Genomic DNA, 17,290 nt, shown 5'->3' with positions numbered 1-17,290 from the left:
AACGAGCCAGCGCCCACCGCAAAAAACATTCACCGACACCGTCGTCGGAGTGGCCTCCCCCTGGGCAAACCGACAGGCCACGACGCCTCACTTACCGGTCAAATCGCCCCCTTGCCAACCACCGCCCAGGCTCTGGATCAAGCTGACGCTGCCCTGGGTCAACTGGCCCTGGGTGTCACGCAGACTCTGCTCGGTCTGCAACAGGATCAGTTGCTGGGTCAACACGCCTTGCAGGCTGACCGTGCCGGCCTTCTGCTGGGCCTGCTGGCTGCCGAACAATTGCTGGTTGCGCTGGTAGATCTGCTGGTAGGCCTGGGCCTGGATCTGCAGGTGATTGAGTACCGAGAGGTTGTCTTCGACGTTCTGCAAGGCGCTGAGCACCGTGCCGCGATAGTTGGCGACTTCCTCGTCATAGCTGGCTTCGGCCTCCTTGACCGCCGCCGAACGCGCACCGCCGTCGAACAGGGTTTCGGCCAGCGCCGGGCCGACGCTCCAGATCCGGTTCGGCAAGGAGAACAGGCCACCCAGGGCTCTGCCCGTGTAGCCGACCTGGGCCGTGAGGTCGAGATTGGGATAGAACGCCGCCTCGGCAACGCCGATTTTCCCATTGGCCGCGGCCACTGAACGTTCGGCGGCGACGACGTCCGGACGCCGTTGCAACAGCCCCGACGGCAGGCTCAGGGGGGTTGCCGGCAGGTTGAAGGCAAAGCTGTCGACCGGCGCCAGGCTGAACTGCGCCGGTGCCACACCCACCAGCACCGCCAGGGCATGCTCGAATTGCTCGCGTGAACGCTGCGAGGTCTGCAGGGCCGCCACTACCGTGGTCAGTTGGTCCTGGGCCACCAGCAACTGGTCGTTGGAGGCGGTGCCCTGGGTGTATTCGGTCTGGGTGATGTCCAGCAGTTGCTGATTGATCCGTTGTTGTTCGTTCAACAAGCGGATATCGATATCCAGTTGGCGGATGCCGAAATAGTTGCTGGCGACACTACCGCCGATGGACAGCCGGACTCCCGCCAACAGGGCATCGGAGGACTGGGCCGAGGCCTGGCTCGACTCGATGCCACGGCGTACCAGGCCCCACAGGTCCGGCTCCCAGCTGGCGCCGAGGGTGGCGCTGACACTCTGTTCGACCGAACCGCCCGAAGTGCTCGTGGTTGCCCCGCTGCTGCCGCTCTTGCCCACCCCGCGGGAACCGGACAGTCCGGCGGTCACCGTCGGCCAGAGCCCGGCCCGGCTGGAGGCGACTTGCGCTTGCGCCAGGCGATAAGCCGCCTCGGCGGCGACAATCGACTGGTTGGCCTTGGCCGCGCGGATCATCAGGTCGTTGAGGGCCGGATCGTGATAATCCAGCCACCACTGGCTGTCCAGCGCCCCCTGGGGATTGGCGGCCGCCCGCTGCCACTGCGCGCCTTCCTTGAAGGTCTGCGGCAGTTCGATCGGCGGTTTCTGGTAATCCGGCCCGACCATGCAGCCGCTGATGCTCAGGCTGAGCAGCAGGACCAGGCAGGGGGCGCGTCGACCCATCATCATGTTCAAGACTCCTTGCCGCGCCGGCGCAGCCGCTCGGAAGCGCTGTCCAGCCACAAATAGATAACCGGGGTGGTGTAGAGCGTCAGCAATTGGCTGAGCAGCAACCCGCCGATAATGGAAATCCCCAGCGGACGGCGCAGCTCCGAACCGTAGCCACTGCCCAGGACCAGCGGCAAGGCCCCGAGAATGGCCGCCAGGGTGGTCATCATGATCGGCCGGAAGCGGATCAGGCAGGCCCGGTGAATCGCCTCGCGGGCACTGCGCCCGTGCTGGACCCGCTCGGTAATGGCGAAATCGATCATCATAATGGCGTTCTTCTTGACGATCCCGATCAGCAGGATCACCCCCACCAGGGCGATGATCGACAGCTCGGTGCCGGTCAGCAGCAAGGCGATCAGCGCGCCGACACCGGCCGAGGGCAAGGTCGAGAGGATGGTCAGCGGGTGCATCAGGTTCTCGTAGAGCATCCCCAGCACGATATACACCGACAACAGGGCCGCGACGATCAGCAGCGGCTCGCTGGCCACCGACGACTGGAACACCTGGGCCGTGCCGGCGAACTGCCCGACCACACTGGCCGGCATGCGCAACTGGGCCACGGCATTTTCCACCAGCACCGTGGCCTGGCCGATGGAGGTGCCCGGCGCCAGGTTGAACGAGGCCGTTACCGCCGGGAAGGTACCCTGGTGGGCAATGGAGATCGCCGTGCGCTGGATGCCGGTATCCGACAGCGCCGACAGTGGTACCAGCGTCTTGCCGCTTGCCGAAAGCGTTGTAGCGTTGGCCACCTGGCTGGAGCTCACCGGTCCGGTCGGGACATAGATCGACTTGAGGGTCTGTGGATCGGTCCAGTACGGCGGCGCCACTTCCATCACCACGTGGTACTGGTTGGCCGACTTGTAGATGGTCGAGACCTGGCGTTGGCCAAAAGCGTCGTAGAGGGTCTGGTCGATATTGCCGATATTGACCCCCAGGCGGGCAGCGGTGTCGCGGTTGATGCTGATGTTGGCCAGCAGGCTGTTGTCCTGCTGGTCGGTGTTGATATCGGTCAGTTGCGGCAGGGTATGCAGCACCGCGACGACCTTGGGCACCCATTCATCCAGGGTGGCCTGGTCATCGGCGGTCATGGTGTACTGGTACTGCGCCCCGCTCTGCCGGCCGCCGACCGTGATGTCCTGGGCCGATTGCAGGTACAGCCGGGTTCCCGGCAGGTCACCGAGGGCCTTGCGTACCTGGGCGATCACCTGGTCGGCGCTATCCTTGCGCTCACCGACCGGCTTGAGGGCAATAAACAGTTGGCCGCTGTTGATCGCACCGCCACCACCGATAAAACCACCGACAGTTTCGACATTCGGGTTCTTCGACACGGTCTGGTTGATCTTGCTGAAGGCCTCTTGCATCGCCGCATAGGAAATACTTTGTGGCGCGATGATGCTGCCCTGCAGCCGCCCGGTGTCTTCCTGGGGAAAGAACCCCTTGGGCACCAGCACATAGAGCACACCGGCAAGGACGATGACCAGCACGGTCAGCAAGCCCATCAAGGCCGAATGCTCGACGACCCAGAGCAGGGTCCGGTCATAGAAGCGATGGAAGCGCGAGTCCGGGTATTCGTGATCCGAGCCCGTCTCCTCGCTCGGGCGCAGCAGGATGCTGGAGAGCATCGGCGTCACGGTCAGGGAGATCAGCATCGAAATCAGGATCGCCACCGACAGCGTGATGGAAAACTCGCGGAACAGCCGCCCGACGATGCCGCCCATCATCAGCAAAGGAATGAAGACTGCAATCAGCGAGACACTGATGCTCAACACCGTGAAACCGACCTCCTGCGCCCCGGCCAGTGCCGCCTGCACCCGGCTTTCGCCGCGTTCCAGGTGGCGCATGATGTTTTCCACGATAACGATCGCATCGTCCACCACGAAGCCGGTGGAAATGGTCAGCGCCATCAGCGACAGGTTGTTCAGGCTGTAACCGAGGAAATACATGGCGCCAAAGGTGCCGAGCAACGACAGCGGCACGACGATGGCCGGCACCAGGGTACTGCGCCAGTCGCGGAAGAAGCCGAAGGTCACCAGGGTCACCAGGAAAATCGACACCAGCAAGGTGACTTCCACATCGTGCAACGACGCGCGGATGGTGGTGGTGCGGTCCAGCAGGATATTGAGCTTGATCGAGGCCGGGATCGAGCTTTGCAGGAACGGCAACGAGGCCTTGACCGCGTCCACCGTCTCGATGACGTTGGCCCCCGGCTGTTTGAACACCACCAGCAGCACCGCCGGCCGGCCGTTGGACAGGCCGAAGTTGCGCAGGTCCTCGACATCCTCGCGGACATAACCCAGATCGGCGATATGCACCACGTCACCGTTGCTTTGCTTGACTATCAGCGGCGCGTAATCCTCGGGTTTGAACAGCATGTCGTTGGCGCCGATCCCGTAGGACTGGTCGTTGATGGACAACGCACCCTTGGGCAGGTTGGCGTTCGAGGAGGTAATCGCCGCGCGCACCTGCTCCAGGCTGACACCGTAATGGTTGAGCCGGTCCGGATTGAGTTCGATACGCACCGCCGGCAGCGCCCCGCCGCCGACGTTGACGTCGCCGACGCCGCTGGTCTGCAGCAGTTTCTGCTCGAGCAAGGTCGAGGCCACGTCATACATCTGGCCCGGCGTGGCACTGTCGGAGGTCAGGCTGATGATCATGATCGGCGAGTCGGCCGGGTTGACCTTGCGGTAGGTCGGATTACCCGACAGATCGCTGGGCAGGTTGCTGCGGGCGGCATTGATGGCCGCCTGGACGTCACGGGCGGCGCCGTCGATATTGCGGCTCAGGTCGAATTGCAGGTTGATGCGGGTCGAGCCCAGGCTGCTCGACGAGGTCATCTGGGTCACCCCGGCGATCTGCCCGAACTGCCGCTCCAGTGGCGTGGCCACCGACGTGGCGACGGTTTCCGGATCGGCGCCCGGCAGCGAGGCGCGCACGCTGATGGTCGGGAAGTCGACTTGCGGCAACGGTGCCACCGGCAGCAACAGGAAGGCCAGCCAGCCGAACAGGGCCAGGCCGACCGCCAGCAGGATGGTTGCAATCGGGCGTTGGATAAACGGCGCGCTGATGTTCATCGGCATCAGCCCTCAGTCTCGGCGTGACGCTTGCTGAAGCGACGTTCCAGCTGGTTCATCGCCAGGAAAATCACCGGCGTGGAAAACAGCGTCAGCAACTGGCTGAGCAACAGCCCGCCGATGATCGCGATGCCCAGCGGATGGCGCAGCTCCGAACCGATACCGGTGCCCAGGGCCAGCGGCACCGCGCCGAACAGCGAGGCCATGGAGGTCATCAGGATCGGTCGGAAACGCAGCTCCGCCGCCTTGCGAATCGCCGCCACCGGGTCGAGCCCGTCGTTGCGCTGCAACTCCAGGGCGAAGTCGACCATCATGATGCCGTTCTTCATGACGATCCCGATCAGCAGCACAATGCCGATCAAGCCGATGATGTCGAACTGGGTGCCGGTGATCAACAACGCCAGCAAGGCGCCAAGGGCCGCCGAGAGCAAGGTCGAGAGAATGGTCACCGGGTGCACGAAACTCTCGTAGAGAATACCGAGCATCAGGTAGACCACCACAATCGCCGCCACCACCAGGAATATCTGGTTCGACAGCGAGGACTGGAAAGTCGCGGCGGCGCCCTCCAGGTTGGCCTGTACCGTCAATGGCAGGCCGACGTCTTTTTCAATCTGGTCCAGGCGCGTCACGGCCGCGCCCAGGGTCTGGCCGGGAGCCAGGTTGAAGGAGATGTCGGCATAGGGGAACTGGCCCAGCCGGTTGATGGTGATCGGGGTGCGGATCACCTGCTGGGTGGCCATGCTCGCCAGGGGCGTCACGGCACCGCTGCTGGTGGTGACATAGAGCCCGGTCAGCAAGTCGGCGATATTGCGCGGTGGCCGGTCGGTGGCCATCACCACGTGATACTGGTTGAGCTGGGTGTAGATGGTCGACACCTGGCGCTGGCCAAAGGCGTCGTACAGCACGTTATCGATGGCCTGTGGCGTCACGCCCAGGCGGGAGGCCGTGGCACGGTCGATATTGATCTGGATCTGGTTGCCGAACTGCATCGCCTGGCTTTGCACATCGCTGAACATCGGGTCCTTGCCGATGGCCGAGAGCAGTTTGGTCGTCCACTCTTCCAGGACCTGCGGGTCGGTGGCCTGCAAGCCGAGGCGGTAGCTGGTGGTCGAGATCGTCGCGTCGAGGGTCAGGTCCTGCACGCTGTGCAGGTACAGGCGCACCCCGGAATCATCGGCATTGGCATCCGACAGCCGACGAATCACCACCGCCGCGCTGTCGCGCTCGCCGCGATCCTTGAGGTTGATCAGCAGGTTGCCCTGGTTGATGGTCGGGTTGGTCTGGTCGATACCGACAAAGGACGACAGGCTGGCCACTGCCGGGTCCTTGAGAATCCGCGCGGCCAGCTTCTGCTGTTGCAGCTCCATCTGCTGGAACGACACGGTGGGCGAGCCTTGGGAAATACCCTGGATCAGCCCGGTGTCCTGCTCGGGGAAAAAGCCCTTGGGCATGACCACGATGATGAACAGGGTCAGCAGCGCGGTGAAGACGATGGAAATCAGCGTCAGGGTGCGGTGCAGCAGTATCCAGTCCAGGCCACGCACGTAGTAGCCGTTGATCTTGTCGAAAAAGTCCGGACGCCGCTCCCCGCTGTGATTGCGCAACATGCGCGAACACATCATCGGCGTCAGGGTCAGGGAGATGATCGCGGAAATCACGATGGTCACCGCCACCGTCATGGCGAACTCGCGGAACAGCCGCCCGACCACATCGCCCATGAACAGCAGCGGGATCATCACCGCGATCAGTGCCACCGACAGCGAGATAATGGTGAAACCGATCTGTGCCGAACCCTTGAGCGCGGCCTGCAACGGTGTATCGCCCTCCTCCAGGTAACGGGTGATGTTTTCGATCATGACGATGGCGTCGTCGACCACGAAACCGATGGCAATGGTCAGCGCCATCAGGGTCAGGTTGTTCAGGGAAAAGCCCAGGATGTAGGCCACCGCCAGGGTACCGATCAAGGTCAAAGGCACGGTGACGGCCGGGATGATCGTGGCCGGTACATTGCGCAGGAACAGGAAGATCACCAGCACCACCAGCAGTATCGCAACCCCCAGTTCGTACTGGACGTCGGTGACCGAGGCGCGAATGGTCTGGGTGCGGTCGGTCAGCACGCTGACCTTCAAGGTCCCCGGCAAACTGGCGCGCAGCGTGGGCAGCAGTTGCTGGACCCGGTCGACCACCTGGATCACGTTCGCGCCCGGCTGGCGCTGGATATTCAGCACGATCGAAGGCGTGTCGTTGGTCCAGGCCGCCTGCCGTGGGTTTTCCGCGCCCTGGATCGAGGTGGCGATCTGCGCCAGGCGGATCGGCGCCCCATTCTTGTAGGCGATCACCAGGTCGCGGTATTCCTCGGCCGACTGCAACTGATCGTTGGCGCCGATGGAAAACGCCTGGAACTTGCCGTCGATATTGCCCTTGGCCTGGTTGACGTTGGCCGCGCCCAGGGCGGTGCGTACATCCTCCAGGGACAGGCCCATGCTGTTGAGCGCCGAGGTGTTGGCCTCGATCCGTACCGCCGGGCGCTGGCCGCCACTGATGGTGACCAGCCCGACCCCGGAAATCTGCGAGATCTTCTGCGCCAGGCGGGTATCGGCCAGGTCCTCGACCTTGGTCAGGGGCAATACATCGGAGGTCAGCGACAGCGTCAGGACCGGCGCATCGGCCGGGTTGACCTTGCTGTAGACCGGTGGGTACGGCAGGTTGGCCGGCAGGAAGGTACCGGCGGCATTGATCGAAGCCTGTACTTCCTGCTCGGCGATATCCAGTGACAGCGACAGGTCGAATTGCAGGGTGATAACCGAAGCACCATTGGAACTGGTGGAACCCATGGACTTGAGGCCGGGCATTTCACCGAACTGGCGTTCCAGCGGCGCAGTGATCGAGGAACTGATCACATCCGGGCTGGCCCCGGGGTATTGGGTGAAGACCTGGATAGTCGGGTAATCGACTTCGGGCAGGGCCGAAACCGACAGAAAGTGATAGCCGAGCAACCCCAGCAGGAAGATGGCGACCATCAACAGCGTGGTCGCGATGGGGCGCTCGATAAAGGGTCTGGAGACGTTCATGAGCAATGACTACCTGGCCGGCACAAATAGAGTGTCTGAGACATTGCTGAACTCACTGGCTGACCACCTTCACTGCGGAGCCGTTGTCCAGTTTGTCGGCCCCTTCGGTAATCACCTGCTCGCCGACTTTCACGCCATTGTCCAGCACCGCCGTCAGGTCGCCACTGACCGGCCCGCTCTTGATAGTGCGCAGGCTGGCCTTGTTGCCCTGTACCACGAAGACAAAATCACCCTTGCTGCCGTGCTGGATCGCCAGGGTCGGGACCACCGCAACCTGCTGCAAGGTATCGGCCTTGAGCCGGGTATTGACGAACTGATTGGGGAACAACGCATTGCCGGTGTCGTTGAATTGCGCCTTGACCCGTACCGTGCCGGTGGTGGTGTCGACCTGGTTGTCCAGGGCCAGCAAGGTCCCGCTGGCCAGCAGGTTATGTTTGTTGCGGTCATAGGCCAGGACATCGACCTTGCCCTTTGTCATTGCCTGATCGATGGCCCCCAGATCGTCCTCCGGTACCGCGAACACCACGGTTGCCGGGTTCATCTGGGTGATCACCGCGATCCCCGTGGTGCTACCGGCGGAGACAAAGTTGCCGGGGTCCACCAGGCGCAGGCCGACGATGCCATCCACCGGCGAGGTGATGGTGCAATAACTCACCTGCACTTGCAGGTTCTGCACCGCCCCATCGTCAGCGGCCACTGTCCCCAGTTGCTCTTGCACCGTGGCGACCTGGGTATCGAGGGTTTGTTGGCTGACCGAGCCGACCTTGATCAATTCGCGAAAGCGCGCCAGGTCACGCTGGGCATTGACCAGCACCGCCTGGTCGTGGGCGAGCACGCCCTTGGCCTGGGCCAACTGGGCCTTGAGCGCGCGGTCATCGATGCGCGCCACCACCTGGCCCTTGTTGACCCGCTGGCCTTCCTTGAAGTCCACCGAGGACAGGATGCCGGAGACCTGGCTGACCATGGTCACGCTACGGGTCGGCGTCACCGTGCCCAGGGCATCGATATACACCGGCACATCCATCAACTTGACGGCGACGGCCGTCACCGGATCGCCCACCGAAGGCGGTTTGCCCTTGGGCTTGTTCAAGCTGTGATAAAGCACCCAGCCTCCCACCAGAAGCCCCAGCACCACGACCACCAGCAGAATGCTTGTTCCCTTGCTGTGCTTCACTCATCTCTCCCCTGGGGCTTGTTTCTTTACGGGTAACGGCCACTGGCCATGCCCCTGAAGATTAGTCTGCTATCGAGGTTGCGCCCGGCAACCTGAACCTAAGCTTTCTGGGGCGGTACGCCGATCGTGAAACTCTTGTCAGTTAAGCAAGTGACGAGCGGCGTGGAGAAATGCCCGCGCGCGGCCGGGCGCGGCCTAGCCTTTACGCCTTCTCATTCGAAATAGTCTGAAGTTCCCCAAGTCGTCGGGTCGGCAGTCAGCTCCGTTGGTGAAGACGTCACGGACGTCCAAACCATGGAGCAGCCCGTCATACGGATGGATGCCACATCGATCACAAACGACACAGGCAACCCCTGTCTCCCTGATCAGCCTCAGGATTGACAAGGGAGGCGCGGCCGCTTAACAATCAGACCAAGTCATACGATGACAGACAATTAAAAACAACAATAAAGAGTCCCTAAAATGAGTCGAACCAAAACCCTTCAAGGTTTCGCCGGTGCCGCACTATTGATGATCACCCCACTGACCTGGGCCAACACCTACGTCTACGTCTCCAATGCCAACGACGGCACGCTCAACAGCTATGAGCTGTCGGCAAAGGGGCAATTGCAGCCGCTGGCCACCACCGACGTCGGGGCCGGCGTGATGCCCCTGGCGCTGAGCCCCGACCGCAGCAAACTCTATGCGTCCATACGCGCCAAACCCTATTCGGTAGCGACCTACGCCATCGACCCGGCCAACGGGGCTCTCAAGCACCTGAAGAACGCCAACGTGGCCGACAGCCTGGCCTATATCTCGACGGACAGGGCCGGTCGCTATCTGTTTGGTGCGTCGTACGGCGAGGACCTGATCAGCGTCAACGCCATCGATGCCAAGGGTGTGGTGAGCGATGATGTACGACAAGTCATCAAGACCGGCCCGAACGCCCACTCGATCATTGTCGATAAGACCAATCGCTTTGTGTACGCCGCCAGCCTGGGTTCCGATCAGTACCTGGAATTCAGGTTCGACGCCGTCAGCGGCAAGCTCACGCCACTGGGGCATATAGACATGCCCAAGGGCAGTGGTCCCCGTCATCCGGTGATCTCGGCTGATAACCGCTTTCTCTACCTGCTCAGCGAAATGGCCGGCACCGTGACCACATTCGCCATCGACCCGAAGAGCGGACGCCTGAGCGCACTGTCCGAAGTCAATGCCATCCCCGCCGACTCGGGCCTGGTACGCGGCATCGCCCGACCGATGATCAAGCCTGGCCAACCGACACCGCCACCGCTGGCGGCCAACCTGATCTGGGCCGCCGATATCAAGCTCACTCCCAACGGGCGCTTCCTCTACACCTCGGAACGCACCGGCAGCACGGTCAGTGCCTTTTCGGTAGACGGCAAAAGCGGCAAGCTGAGCTTTCTGCAGAACATCAAGGTCGAACAGCAACCGCGGGGGATCACCGTCGATCCGTCGGGGAAATGGCTGCTGGTGACCGGAGAGAAAAGCCCTGAGGTGGGTGTGTATGCCATCGACCCGCTACACGGCACGCTGACGCGTAGCTCCGGTGCACCTTCTGGCAAGGGCGCCAACTGGGTGCAGGCAGTCAGCTATCCGTGAAGTGCCGGGGAGAGGCACGACCACCCTCGCCTCTCCCTGCTGGTCTCAGGACAGTGAGTAGTCAAACTGGTAGGAATGCTGACCGTCCTCAATCGTGATCACCAGGCGACCGGCAAGCCCTGCAAGCTCCCCGGTAGCGGAATCAGGCACAACGTTAATGGACTGCTCCGCTACGCCGCGAGTCATGGAGGAGCTGTGCTGCAATACAAAGCTGCCATTGCGCCCCTGAAGCGTGCCGGTCACCGTTTCCATCGCCACGTAGCCGGCGGAACCCGGCACACTGCTGCGCAAAGAAAGCATTTCACCTTGACTGGTCGCCACGAGGTCGCCCTGGAAGACCTTGTTGAAGGACATGCGTCCAAGACCTGTCCCGGTAGCCGGTTCGCTAAGGGTTTCGGGGTTTAGTCTGATTTCAAAAGAGCCATTTGCTTGTGTGCTTTTCATGGAGTGTTCTTCAAGAAAGGAATGGGTGACTTCCATACTGATAAATTGGATTTACCGGATTTCGGCTTACAGCGCCTTGGTGTTCAGCAAGCGTACGCCCAGACCGATGAATATCGCCCCGGTGGTGCGCTTCAAGGCCACGACCCAATGCGCGGCGCTGAGGCGTTTACTGAATCGGTAAGCGGTGTAGCAGTAAACCGAATGGACGATCACTACGATAGCTGCAATGGTCAGGTACATCATCAGGAACTGCCCGGGAATGGGCCGATCATGATCAAGAAACTGCGGTAAAAAAGCGCAGAGAAAAATCAGCGTTTTGGGGTTGCTCGCGGAGACCAGAAACGCCTCCATACCAATGTTCCATTTCGATGACGGTGGACTGGTTTGCGGCTCACCTTCTGACCGGACCACTGGCGTACGGGCCAATAATTGGCGCAACCCGAGGTAGATCAGATAACCGGCGCCAATGACTTTTAACGCCAGGAATGCCGTAGGCACGGCAATGAGGATAGCACCCACGCCCAGTGCCACGCCGCTGGTCACCAGCAACTGAGCGACAAGGTTGCCGAGCAGTGTTACAGCCATGGCTGGGGGCCCATGGCGCAAGGTATTGCGTACGACCAAGAGTACGTTTGGACCGGGAGACAGGGTCGTTGCCAGGTAGGCCAGGGCGAAAGTAAACCAAAGGTGCAGTGCCAAAGGGAAAATCCTTAATCCAGTGGGAATTGCCAAAGATGCTGCCAGTCGCATGCAAGTGGTACGCCACCAAGGTCAGCCTCAAAGGCTGATCATGATCACGACAGCCTGCACATCGGAGCAACGGATGGCTACTATGTGCAGACTGATCTCCAGCGGCTGCCCTCCTCGTCTTTCCCTGGCGGTCCAGCCTACCGATCAGAGCGATCAATCGGGTGATTGTTCAACGCGGACGCTAGCTGATTAGAGGGAGACGCGCCCTCAAGCAGTGCGTCCACCACCGCACGCGCTACCTCCACCGAATGCAGCATGCCCCAGAACAGCGCTCGCTCGACGGGGTTGGTGTGCAGGCTGATTTCATCGCCGTTGAGTTCTGCTGTTTCGAGAAGGTTTGAGACGTAGGTCAGTGCGTCCTGGGCGTTGATGCCCGGTTGAATGGCAAACAGTGTGGGTTTGTACGGGGCTTCGGGAGTGACGGGTTTGGCGCAGGTGAATGCGAGGGTGTCGAGCAAACGGGGCTCGCTGACCGGGACCTCCTCATTTCCGCTGGTAGAGAGATCAGAGATCTTACGCAAGTAGATGTCTTTGTCGGTGGTGCTGAGCGCGCTGCTGATCGGATGTGAATCGGGAGTGTTTTTTTTGGTCACGATAAAGCTCCTCTGCTACGAAAAGGAACTCTGTTATTCCGGGCTGCAAACCCCGTATCGCTGAATTTGCAGCGACACTTGAACAGTAGCCCTGACGTTTGGCGCACGCAATATTCTCCCATGCCTGAAACGCGTGGGAAATATGAGTTTTTTCTGGAGGTCATTTCGCATGCTGATTGGACGCCACTGAGCGGTGTCTTAGGAACAAGAAACCGCCTGGTTCTTGCGATGGATCGTCCATCGGCGATCCATGCTGGCATAAATACACCGTTACAGAAGATCGCGTGAACGCTACCACTGCTCAGGTATAGGATTGCACGACAGTAAGTCAGTGGCGTAATTGGCTATGATGTTTATTGAAACTCCAATCTTCAAGAGAGCTGCTTGATGACGATGCTTATGCGAGCTTTCAGAAGGCCTTGGTATTGGCTCCATCGGCTGGCGATGTCATTGAAGGTACTGGCGGAATCAGGAAAATCCGCGTGGCGGCTAAAGGCCATGGTAAGCGGGGTGGTGCTTGAGTGATTTACTACCATTTTGTCTCTGCATCACAGATAGCTCTGCTGATGATCTATGCAAAGAATGAACAGCAAGACCTGACCGTCGACGAACGCAAGGCGTTGAAAGCGGTTATTGAACAATGGAGATAACCATGAGCAAATTCTTTGATGAGCTGATGGAAAGTGTGCAGCAAATGGACGAAATCGTGCGAGGTGAGCGTCAGCCCTCTCGCGAATTTACCGTCGACGCCTTGCAGATCAAAGCGATTCGCAAGGCTACTGGACTGAGTCAGGCCAAGTTCGCCGCGATGATCGATGTTCAGTTAGGTACCCTACGTAACTGGGAGCAAGGTCGACGTGAACCCACTGGCCCAGCGAAAGCCCTTTTGAGGGCCATTCACAACGATCCTGTACATGTGCTCAACGCCTTGACGGTTTGACTGAGTCCTTGCCAGCCTCCTGCATCAGAAAGATGCTGACTCAGCACGCTGCAGCAACCAGCTCAAACTCGTAAGTAGCAGATGTATTTTCTGCTGAACAGCAAACAATCACGACATTATCGCTGATCAATTTCTATCTTCTTGAGCTAACGACAACGAAGTGTCGCGGGTTACAGTTACAGTCGTCAGTAAATGGATCGAAATAGCTGCCTGCAATGACGATAAAGCCGATGAAGCCCCCAATGTGGATGCAGCCGAACAAGCCATCCGATTCTCAGGAGAAAATGATGCAAGCACTACCCGTCTCCCCATCAATTCTGGGTGAGTCACTTGAGCTGCGCCCGCTGGAAGCCGGGGATTTCGAATCACTTTACCGCGTCGCATCCGACCCATTGATCTGGGCTCAACACCCGAGCCCGACGCGCTACCAGGAACCTGTCTTTCGCGAATGGTTTAACGAAGCCCTTACCTCGCAGAGCGCGCTGGTCGTTATCGACCGTGACAGCAACAGCGTAGTCGGTAGTTCTCGCTACTATGAGTTCAGCGAGGAAAAACGTGAGGTTGCTATCGGATACACCTTTCTAGCCCGGGAAAAATGGGGAGGCCGTGCCAATGGAGAACTTAAACACCTGATGCTCAAGCATGCCTTTCAGTGGGTCGACACCGTTTGGTTCCACATTGGCAGTCAAAACATTCGCTCGCAGCGGGCAGTGGAGAAGATCGGTGGGACGTTCTCCCATAAATCAATAAAGCAGCTCCCTGTGGGTCAGCAAGAAAACTATTTTTATAAAATTGAGCGGGCAACATTTGAGGGTTGACACCCGACTATTCGCCCACGGCGAAAAGTGGGACTCCACTTTTTGCTCCTTTTTCCGGGTTTTGCAAAACGATACTGCCAGAAACTGACAGAGGCCTGACGTAGGCTGAGGCCTCTCATTTCTGTCAGGTCAAATCATGAAATTCTCGTCTGTCCGCCTCGTCACCGGTAAGTTCGAACACCTCGTCCAGTTCTATCAAAATCTCTCGACCATTGAGCCCAGGCATCTTGCTGACGGGTTCGCCGAAATACACTTCGACGGAGTCGTCCTGGCGATAAGCGATGAGCGCCTGATCCGTCTTCATAACAACGGATTGGCCGTCGCCGCCAGCAACCGCTCGGCAATCCTGGAGTTTCAAGTGGATGACGTCGAGGCCGTGCTGCTTCGGGTCAGTGATGCGGAAGTTGTGATGCCAATAACGATAATGCCATGGGGCAATACCTCCCTGCTGCTCCGTGATCCGGATGGCAGCCTGGTAAACATCTTTTCAAAACCATCAAGCTGATCCAAAGCGGGCGGTTTGGGCGCGGCAGGGATCAAGGAGGTCGCGAGGTTCGACACCCGCCCTCAATGACCTCCAATCGGTGAACTATAACCGTCCGCAGGTATCAGACTAGCCAGCGTCAATTAAAAACAGTTCCCATGACCAAGGATGACCATCATGACTGTAGATATCAGCAACTTCGACATCGCCACACCATTGCCGACGTCAGCCACCAACCCGGTAGCGCTGGAGCTGAACGGTACTATGGCTCTCGCAGAGTGCCCTACCGTAATAACCCGGCTGCCAGATGGATCTATTCAGCTCACGGCCCCTACCAAGGGGGCATCCAGCAAGAGTACACATCGAACGCGCTGCGAATGGAAAGAGCCGATTTACTGGACCCTGCTTAGCGCCGCCAATCATTGGAACCGGCAAGAGATGACCCTGGTGAAGGTGAACTCGGCTCAGAAGGTCGTGGTTTCACAGATGCACGTTCAGGACGATGTAGACCCGGCAATCAAGGTGTTTTGGGAGAAGAACTCACTCACTTATGCATTTCGAAAGGAATTCAACGGTGCCGACCCAACGCCTGCATTTCTGCTGGGTAACGTTGCGTTAGGTGCGAAGTTCAAGGTGAGCATCCATAGCAACTCTAAGGGCGCGATTATCGTGAGCGCCAGTAGCGGCGGTCAGTCTGCCTCCTCTCCAACGCTTCAATTGGGAAGCTCCTGGCTGTCCAAATCCTTTGATTTCCATGGAGGGATTTACAATCAAATTGACTATACGGATACCACATCGCCAACCGACGGCTCAATTTGCATTATCAGCCAACTGTCCGTGACTCACGTTTAATCTGGCGTTAGCCGCAGCCCAATACTGCTCTATTCGCTGGATGACTGAACTGTTCGTTACCAATTGGCCTGTGTACATCGACTGGAGCAGCGGGAAATGAGCTGGCCCGGCAGTTGTGCCGGGCCAGTGGCGCGCTACAGCGGTGCGGTGGACAGCATTCTTAAGGCGCTTTACATACTTTCGCAGCAACCGGGTCATTCGGGATAAACGAATCCGGCGCGCCAGGCTTCAGGACCACATACCCACGCTGCCAAGGTTGATCGTCGACCAGACTCCAGCGATGCCCCGAGCCGGTATTGTCTTCGGCGACCAGCACTTCACCCGGATGCAGGGTGAATTTCTCACCGGTTTTGGTCACGAACGCCAGGGTACCGGACAATGTAATGACGTACTGAGGCTCCGGGTCCTTGTGCCAATCAAAGGAGGTATGCGCCGGGGTTTGCTTGAAGTGAATGGCGGTCACGTCGTTGCGCATGTGCTGGTCGACGGTCCCTTCCAGTACGTGGGAGTTGTTATCCGCGCCAGTGCAGAGTTTGAATGCCTTGATGGTATCCGTGGGGGATGTGGCCGCTTGTGCGCCACCCAAGGTAGCGAGGGTGATTACGACGGCACCCGCTGTGCGCAGGCTCAGCCTGCCCAGACAGTGAATGACCGTGTGCTGCGGTGAGCGTTTCTTCTGAAGCATGGAGCCAGTTTTCCTCGTGCTGAAGTAGCGTGATTGGCGTTTACTACGGACCATGGTCCGTGTCATCGCGTCGAGGGACAACTAACAAATGTTTCATTAGTGCAAGGAAGTTTTAACCGGGTTGGCGCAGGCTGCGGCATCGCGATCGTTTGATCCACATGGGTGCCCGGCAGGATTACTGCGGAGTAATCACAAACCAGTCGATCACCCCGACCTCACTGTTGGCCTTGATGGCCACCAAAGCTTCAGCGCCGCGCCGCTGGAGGATAGAGCGGCCCTGAGCGACCTTTTCACCCGTGCGCAGATTGATCGCGTCCTGTTCACCGGAAGGACTGAACAGCCAGGCGCCACGGGCATTTCCCCGAACTCGCGTACCCGCGGGGTAACGCCAGTCCCCTAGCGTGGCAGGCTGCGCCAACTGCCCTTCCCAACTCTCAGGCTCACGCTGTGGATCCAGGGTCATGCGCAATGCGGCCAATTGAAGTCCATCGAGGGCAATGTCCAGGTTGTCCCCGTCCTCGGCCCTCAGCATCCAGCCCGAACCGGCGCCATGCACCACCGTACCCGCCGGCCAGTTCACACCGGCAATACTCTCGCCAGGGACCAGGTCGCACCCGGAAAAATGCCAGCGGCTTGGCCGGTAGGTGTCCTCCATTTCTCGCCTGAAGGTCGCCCAACTGCCGGCGACACAGTGCCAGTCTTGCACGAAATGGTCATGCTCCAAGTGGACACGGGAGTTGTCATAGCCCGGCGCAAAATCAATCGCCACCACCGGCAACCCCAGGACCTCGAAGGATGCGGGCAGCTCAATGGACTTCAAGCTTTCAAGACCGTGTGCCTGGGGCTTTGCTTCCCAATCCAGAGGTTCCAAGGTACCGAGATGGGCCTGGCTGCCCGCGGGAAAATGCAGCTCGCCCAGGTGCAGATCAACCAGCAATCTAGGGTTCAATGCCTGTTGCCGGGCTTGCTCTTCATCATCGATACGCTGGAAGTCCCGCCACATCGCTCCGCCCAACCCGACAAACACCAGGGCCACCGCGATCAAGCACGTATATCGCCGAGGATTGCGCCGCAGGTGACGCCGGGTCGATGCGAACAGCAAAGCAACCAGGACCCACAGCAACCCGACACAGCTCATCGCTGTGAGCAATACCAGCAGGGAAATAAATAGAATGACGGATGGATCAGGACCGAAAATCATAGAAACCAGATGCTCACAGGGGCGGTATTGAAAATG

General features: G+C 59.6%; 14 protein-coding genes and 1 pseudogene. 6 read left to right on the top strand and 9 right to left on the bottom strand.

The features are described 5' to 3' along the window. Window positions 1–87 precede the first annotated feature (87 nt). From M5C71_RS01785 to M5C71_RS01770, 4 genes are read right to left on the bottom strand one after another with little or no spacing between them, the layout of a single operon-like run. On the bottom strand, window positions 88–1,530 hold the full coding sequence (locus tag M5C71_RS01785) for an efflux transporter outer membrane subunit (RefSeq protein ID WP_247263117.1): 1,443 nt from the start codon (window positions 1,528–1,530) through the stop codon (window positions 88–90). A 2-nt stretch (window positions 1,531–1,532) separates the two neighbouring features. Continuing rightward, window positions 1,533–4,646, bottom strand: coding sequence for an efflux RND transporter permease subunit (locus tag M5C71_RS01780; protein ID WP_281438761.1), 3,114 nt, complete (start codon window positions 4,644–4,646; stop codon window positions 1,533–1,535). Continuing rightward, window positions 4,646–7,711, bottom strand: a complete 3,066-nt coding sequence (locus tag M5C71_RS01775) for an efflux RND transporter permease subunit (RefSeq protein ID WP_103497476.1) — start codon at window positions 7,709–7,711, stop codon at window positions 4,646–4,648. The genes M5C71_RS01780 and M5C71_RS01775 overlap by 1 nt, the downstream gene beginning before the upstream one ends. A gap of 52 nt (window positions 7,712–7,763) precedes the next feature. After that, a complete protein-coding gene (locus tag M5C71_RS01770) occupies window positions 7,764–8,846 on the bottom strand; it encodes an efflux RND transporter periplasmic adaptor subunit (protein ID WP_247263154.1) in 1,083 nt (360 codons plus the stop codon). Between the two features lie 501 nt (window positions 8,847–9,347). Here M5C71_RS01770 and M5C71_RS01765 point away from each other — a divergent pair. After that, window positions 9,348–10,487, top strand: a complete 1,140-nt coding sequence (locus M5C71_RS01765) for a lactonase family protein (RefSeq protein WP_103497477.1) — start codon at window positions 9,348–9,350, stop codon at window positions 10,485–10,487. 45 nt (window positions 10,488–10,532) lie between these two features. On the opposite strand, the gene M5C71_RS01760 is transcribed toward M5C71_RS01765, so the two are convergent. The 3 genes from M5C71_RS01760 to M5C71_RS01750 all read right to left on the bottom strand — a co-directional run bounded on the left by M5C71_RS01760 (window position 10,533) and on the right by M5C71_RS01750 (window position 12,202). Continuing rightward, on the bottom strand, window positions 10,533–10,931 hold the full coding sequence (locus M5C71_RS01760) for a DUF3224 domain-containing protein (protein WP_103497478.1): 399 nt from the start codon (window positions 10,929–10,931) through the stop codon (window positions 10,533–10,535). Between the two features lie 66 nt (window positions 10,932–10,997). Then, window positions 10,998–11,681, bottom strand: coding sequence for a LysE family translocator (locus tag M5C71_RS01755; protein WP_247263118.1), 684 nt, complete (start codon window positions 11,679–11,681; stop codon window positions 10,998–11,000). Between the two features lie 137 nt (window positions 11,682–11,818). Next, window positions 11,819–12,202, bottom strand: a complete 384-nt coding sequence (locus M5C71_RS01750; RefSeq protein WP_103497492.1) for a hypothetical protein — start codon at window positions 12,200–12,202, stop codon at window positions 11,819–11,821. A gap of 418 nt (window positions 12,203–12,620) precedes the next feature. Here M5C71_RS01750 and M5C71_RS01745 point away from each other — a divergent pair. The 5 genes and pseudogenes from M5C71_RS01745 (at window position 12,621) to M5C71_RS01725 (ending at window position 15,368) form a co-directional block, all read left to right on the top strand. Then, window positions 12,621–12,924: pseudogene (locus tag M5C71_RS01745) on the top strand (type II toxin-antitoxin system RelE/ParE family toxin). A 2-nt stretch (window positions 12,925–12,926) separates the two neighbouring features. Further along, entirely contained in the window at window positions 12,927–13,214 is a 288-nt protein-coding gene (gene nadS, locus M5C71_RS01740) for a NadS family protein (RefSeq protein ID WP_103497480.1), read from the top strand. Between the two features lie 287 nt (window positions 13,215–13,501). Further along, the gene (locus M5C71_RS01735; RefSeq protein ID WP_103497493.1) at window positions 13,502–14,032 is read left to right on the top strand and encodes a GNAT family N-acetyltransferase; all 531 of its coding nucleotides are present in this window, start codon (window positions 13,502–13,504) and stop codon (window positions 14,030–14,032) included. Window positions 14,033–14,168: 136 nt separating this feature from the next. Beyond that, window positions 14,169–14,537, top strand: coding sequence for a VOC family protein (locus tag M5C71_RS01730; RefSeq protein ID WP_103497481.1), 369 nt, complete (start codon window positions 14,169–14,171; stop codon window positions 14,535–14,537). Between the two features lie 156 nt (window positions 14,538–14,693). Continuing rightward, complete coding sequence (locus M5C71_RS01725; RefSeq protein ID WP_103497482.1) at window positions 14,694–15,368, top strand: polysaccharide lyase family 7 protein; 675 nt, start codon at window positions 14,694–14,696, stop codon at window positions 15,366–15,368. A gap of 160 nt (window positions 15,369–15,528) precedes the next feature. Here M5C71_RS01725 and M5C71_RS01720 read toward each other — a convergent pair whose 3' ends face one another. Further along, window positions 15,529–16,053, bottom strand: coding sequence for a hypothetical protein (locus M5C71_RS01720; RefSeq protein WP_103497483.1), 525 nt, complete (start codon window positions 16,051–16,053; stop codon window positions 15,529–15,531). Between the two features lie 175 nt (window positions 16,054–16,228). Next, the gene (locus tag M5C71_RS01715; RefSeq protein ID WP_103497484.1) at window positions 16,229–17,254 is read right to left on the bottom strand and encodes a hypothetical protein; all 1,026 of its coding nucleotides are present in this window, start codon (window positions 17,252–17,254) and stop codon (window positions 16,229–16,231) included. Window positions 17,255–17,290: the final 36 nt, after the last annotated feature.

Origin of the sequence: Pseudomonas sp. MWU12-2345 (genome assembly GCF_023242385.1) — a bacterium.
Lineage (GTDB): Bacteria > Pseudomonadota > Gammaproteobacteria > Pseudomonadales > Pseudomonadaceae > Aquipseudomonas > Aquipseudomonas gingeri_D.
Note: the sequence above shows the minus strand (reverse complement) of the source record. Positions and strands in the feature narration are given on the sequence as shown.

Bases quoted from the DNA above. Each gene is read 5' to 3' on its own strand.
- M5C71_RS01725 (WP_103497482.1), top strand. From the start codon at position 14,694: ATGACTGTAGATATCAGCAACTTCGACATCGCCACACCATTGCCGACG.
- M5C71_RS01775 (WP_103497476.1), bottom strand. From the start codon at position 7,711: ATGAACGTCTCCAGACCCTTTATCGAGCGCCCCATCGCGACCACGCTG.
- nadS (WP_103497480.1), top strand. From the start codon at position 12,927: ATGAGCAAATTCTTTGATGAGCTGATGGAAAGTGTGCAGCAAATGGAC.
- M5C71_RS01755 (WP_247263118.1), bottom strand. From the start codon at position 11,681: ATGCGACTGGCAGCATCTTTGGCAATTCCCACTGGATTAAGGATTTTC.
- M5C71_RS01715 (WP_103497484.1), bottom strand. From the start codon at position 17,254: ATGATTTTCGGTCCTGATCCATCCGTCATTCTATTTATTTCCCTGCTG.
- M5C71_RS01730 (WP_103497481.1), top strand. From the start codon at position 14,169: ATGAAATTCTCGTCTGTCCGCCTCGTCACCGGTAAGTTCGAACACCTC.
- M5C71_RS01760 (WP_103497478.1), bottom strand. From the start codon at position 10,931: ATGAAAAGCACACAAGCAAATGGCTCTTTTGAAATCAGACTAAACCCC.
- M5C71_RS01765 (WP_103497477.1), top strand. From the start codon at position 9,348: ATGAGTCGAACCAAAACCCTTCAAGGTTTCGCCGGTGCCGCACTATTG.
- M5C71_RS01735 (WP_103497493.1), top strand. From the start codon at position 13,502: ATGCAAGCACTACCCGTCTCCCCATCAATTCTGGGTGAGTCACTTGAG.
- M5C71_RS01720 (WP_103497483.1), bottom strand. From the start codon at position 16,053: ATGCTTCAGAAGAAACGCTCACCGCAGCACACGGTCATTCACTGTCTG.
- M5C71_RS01785 (WP_247263117.1), bottom strand. From the start codon at position 1,530: ATGATGATGGGTCGACGCGCCCCCTGCCTGGTCCTGCTGCTCAGCCTG.
- M5C71_RS01780 (WP_281438761.1), bottom strand. From the start codon at position 4,646: ATGCCGATGAACATCAGCGCGCCGTTTATCCAACGCCCGATTGCAACC.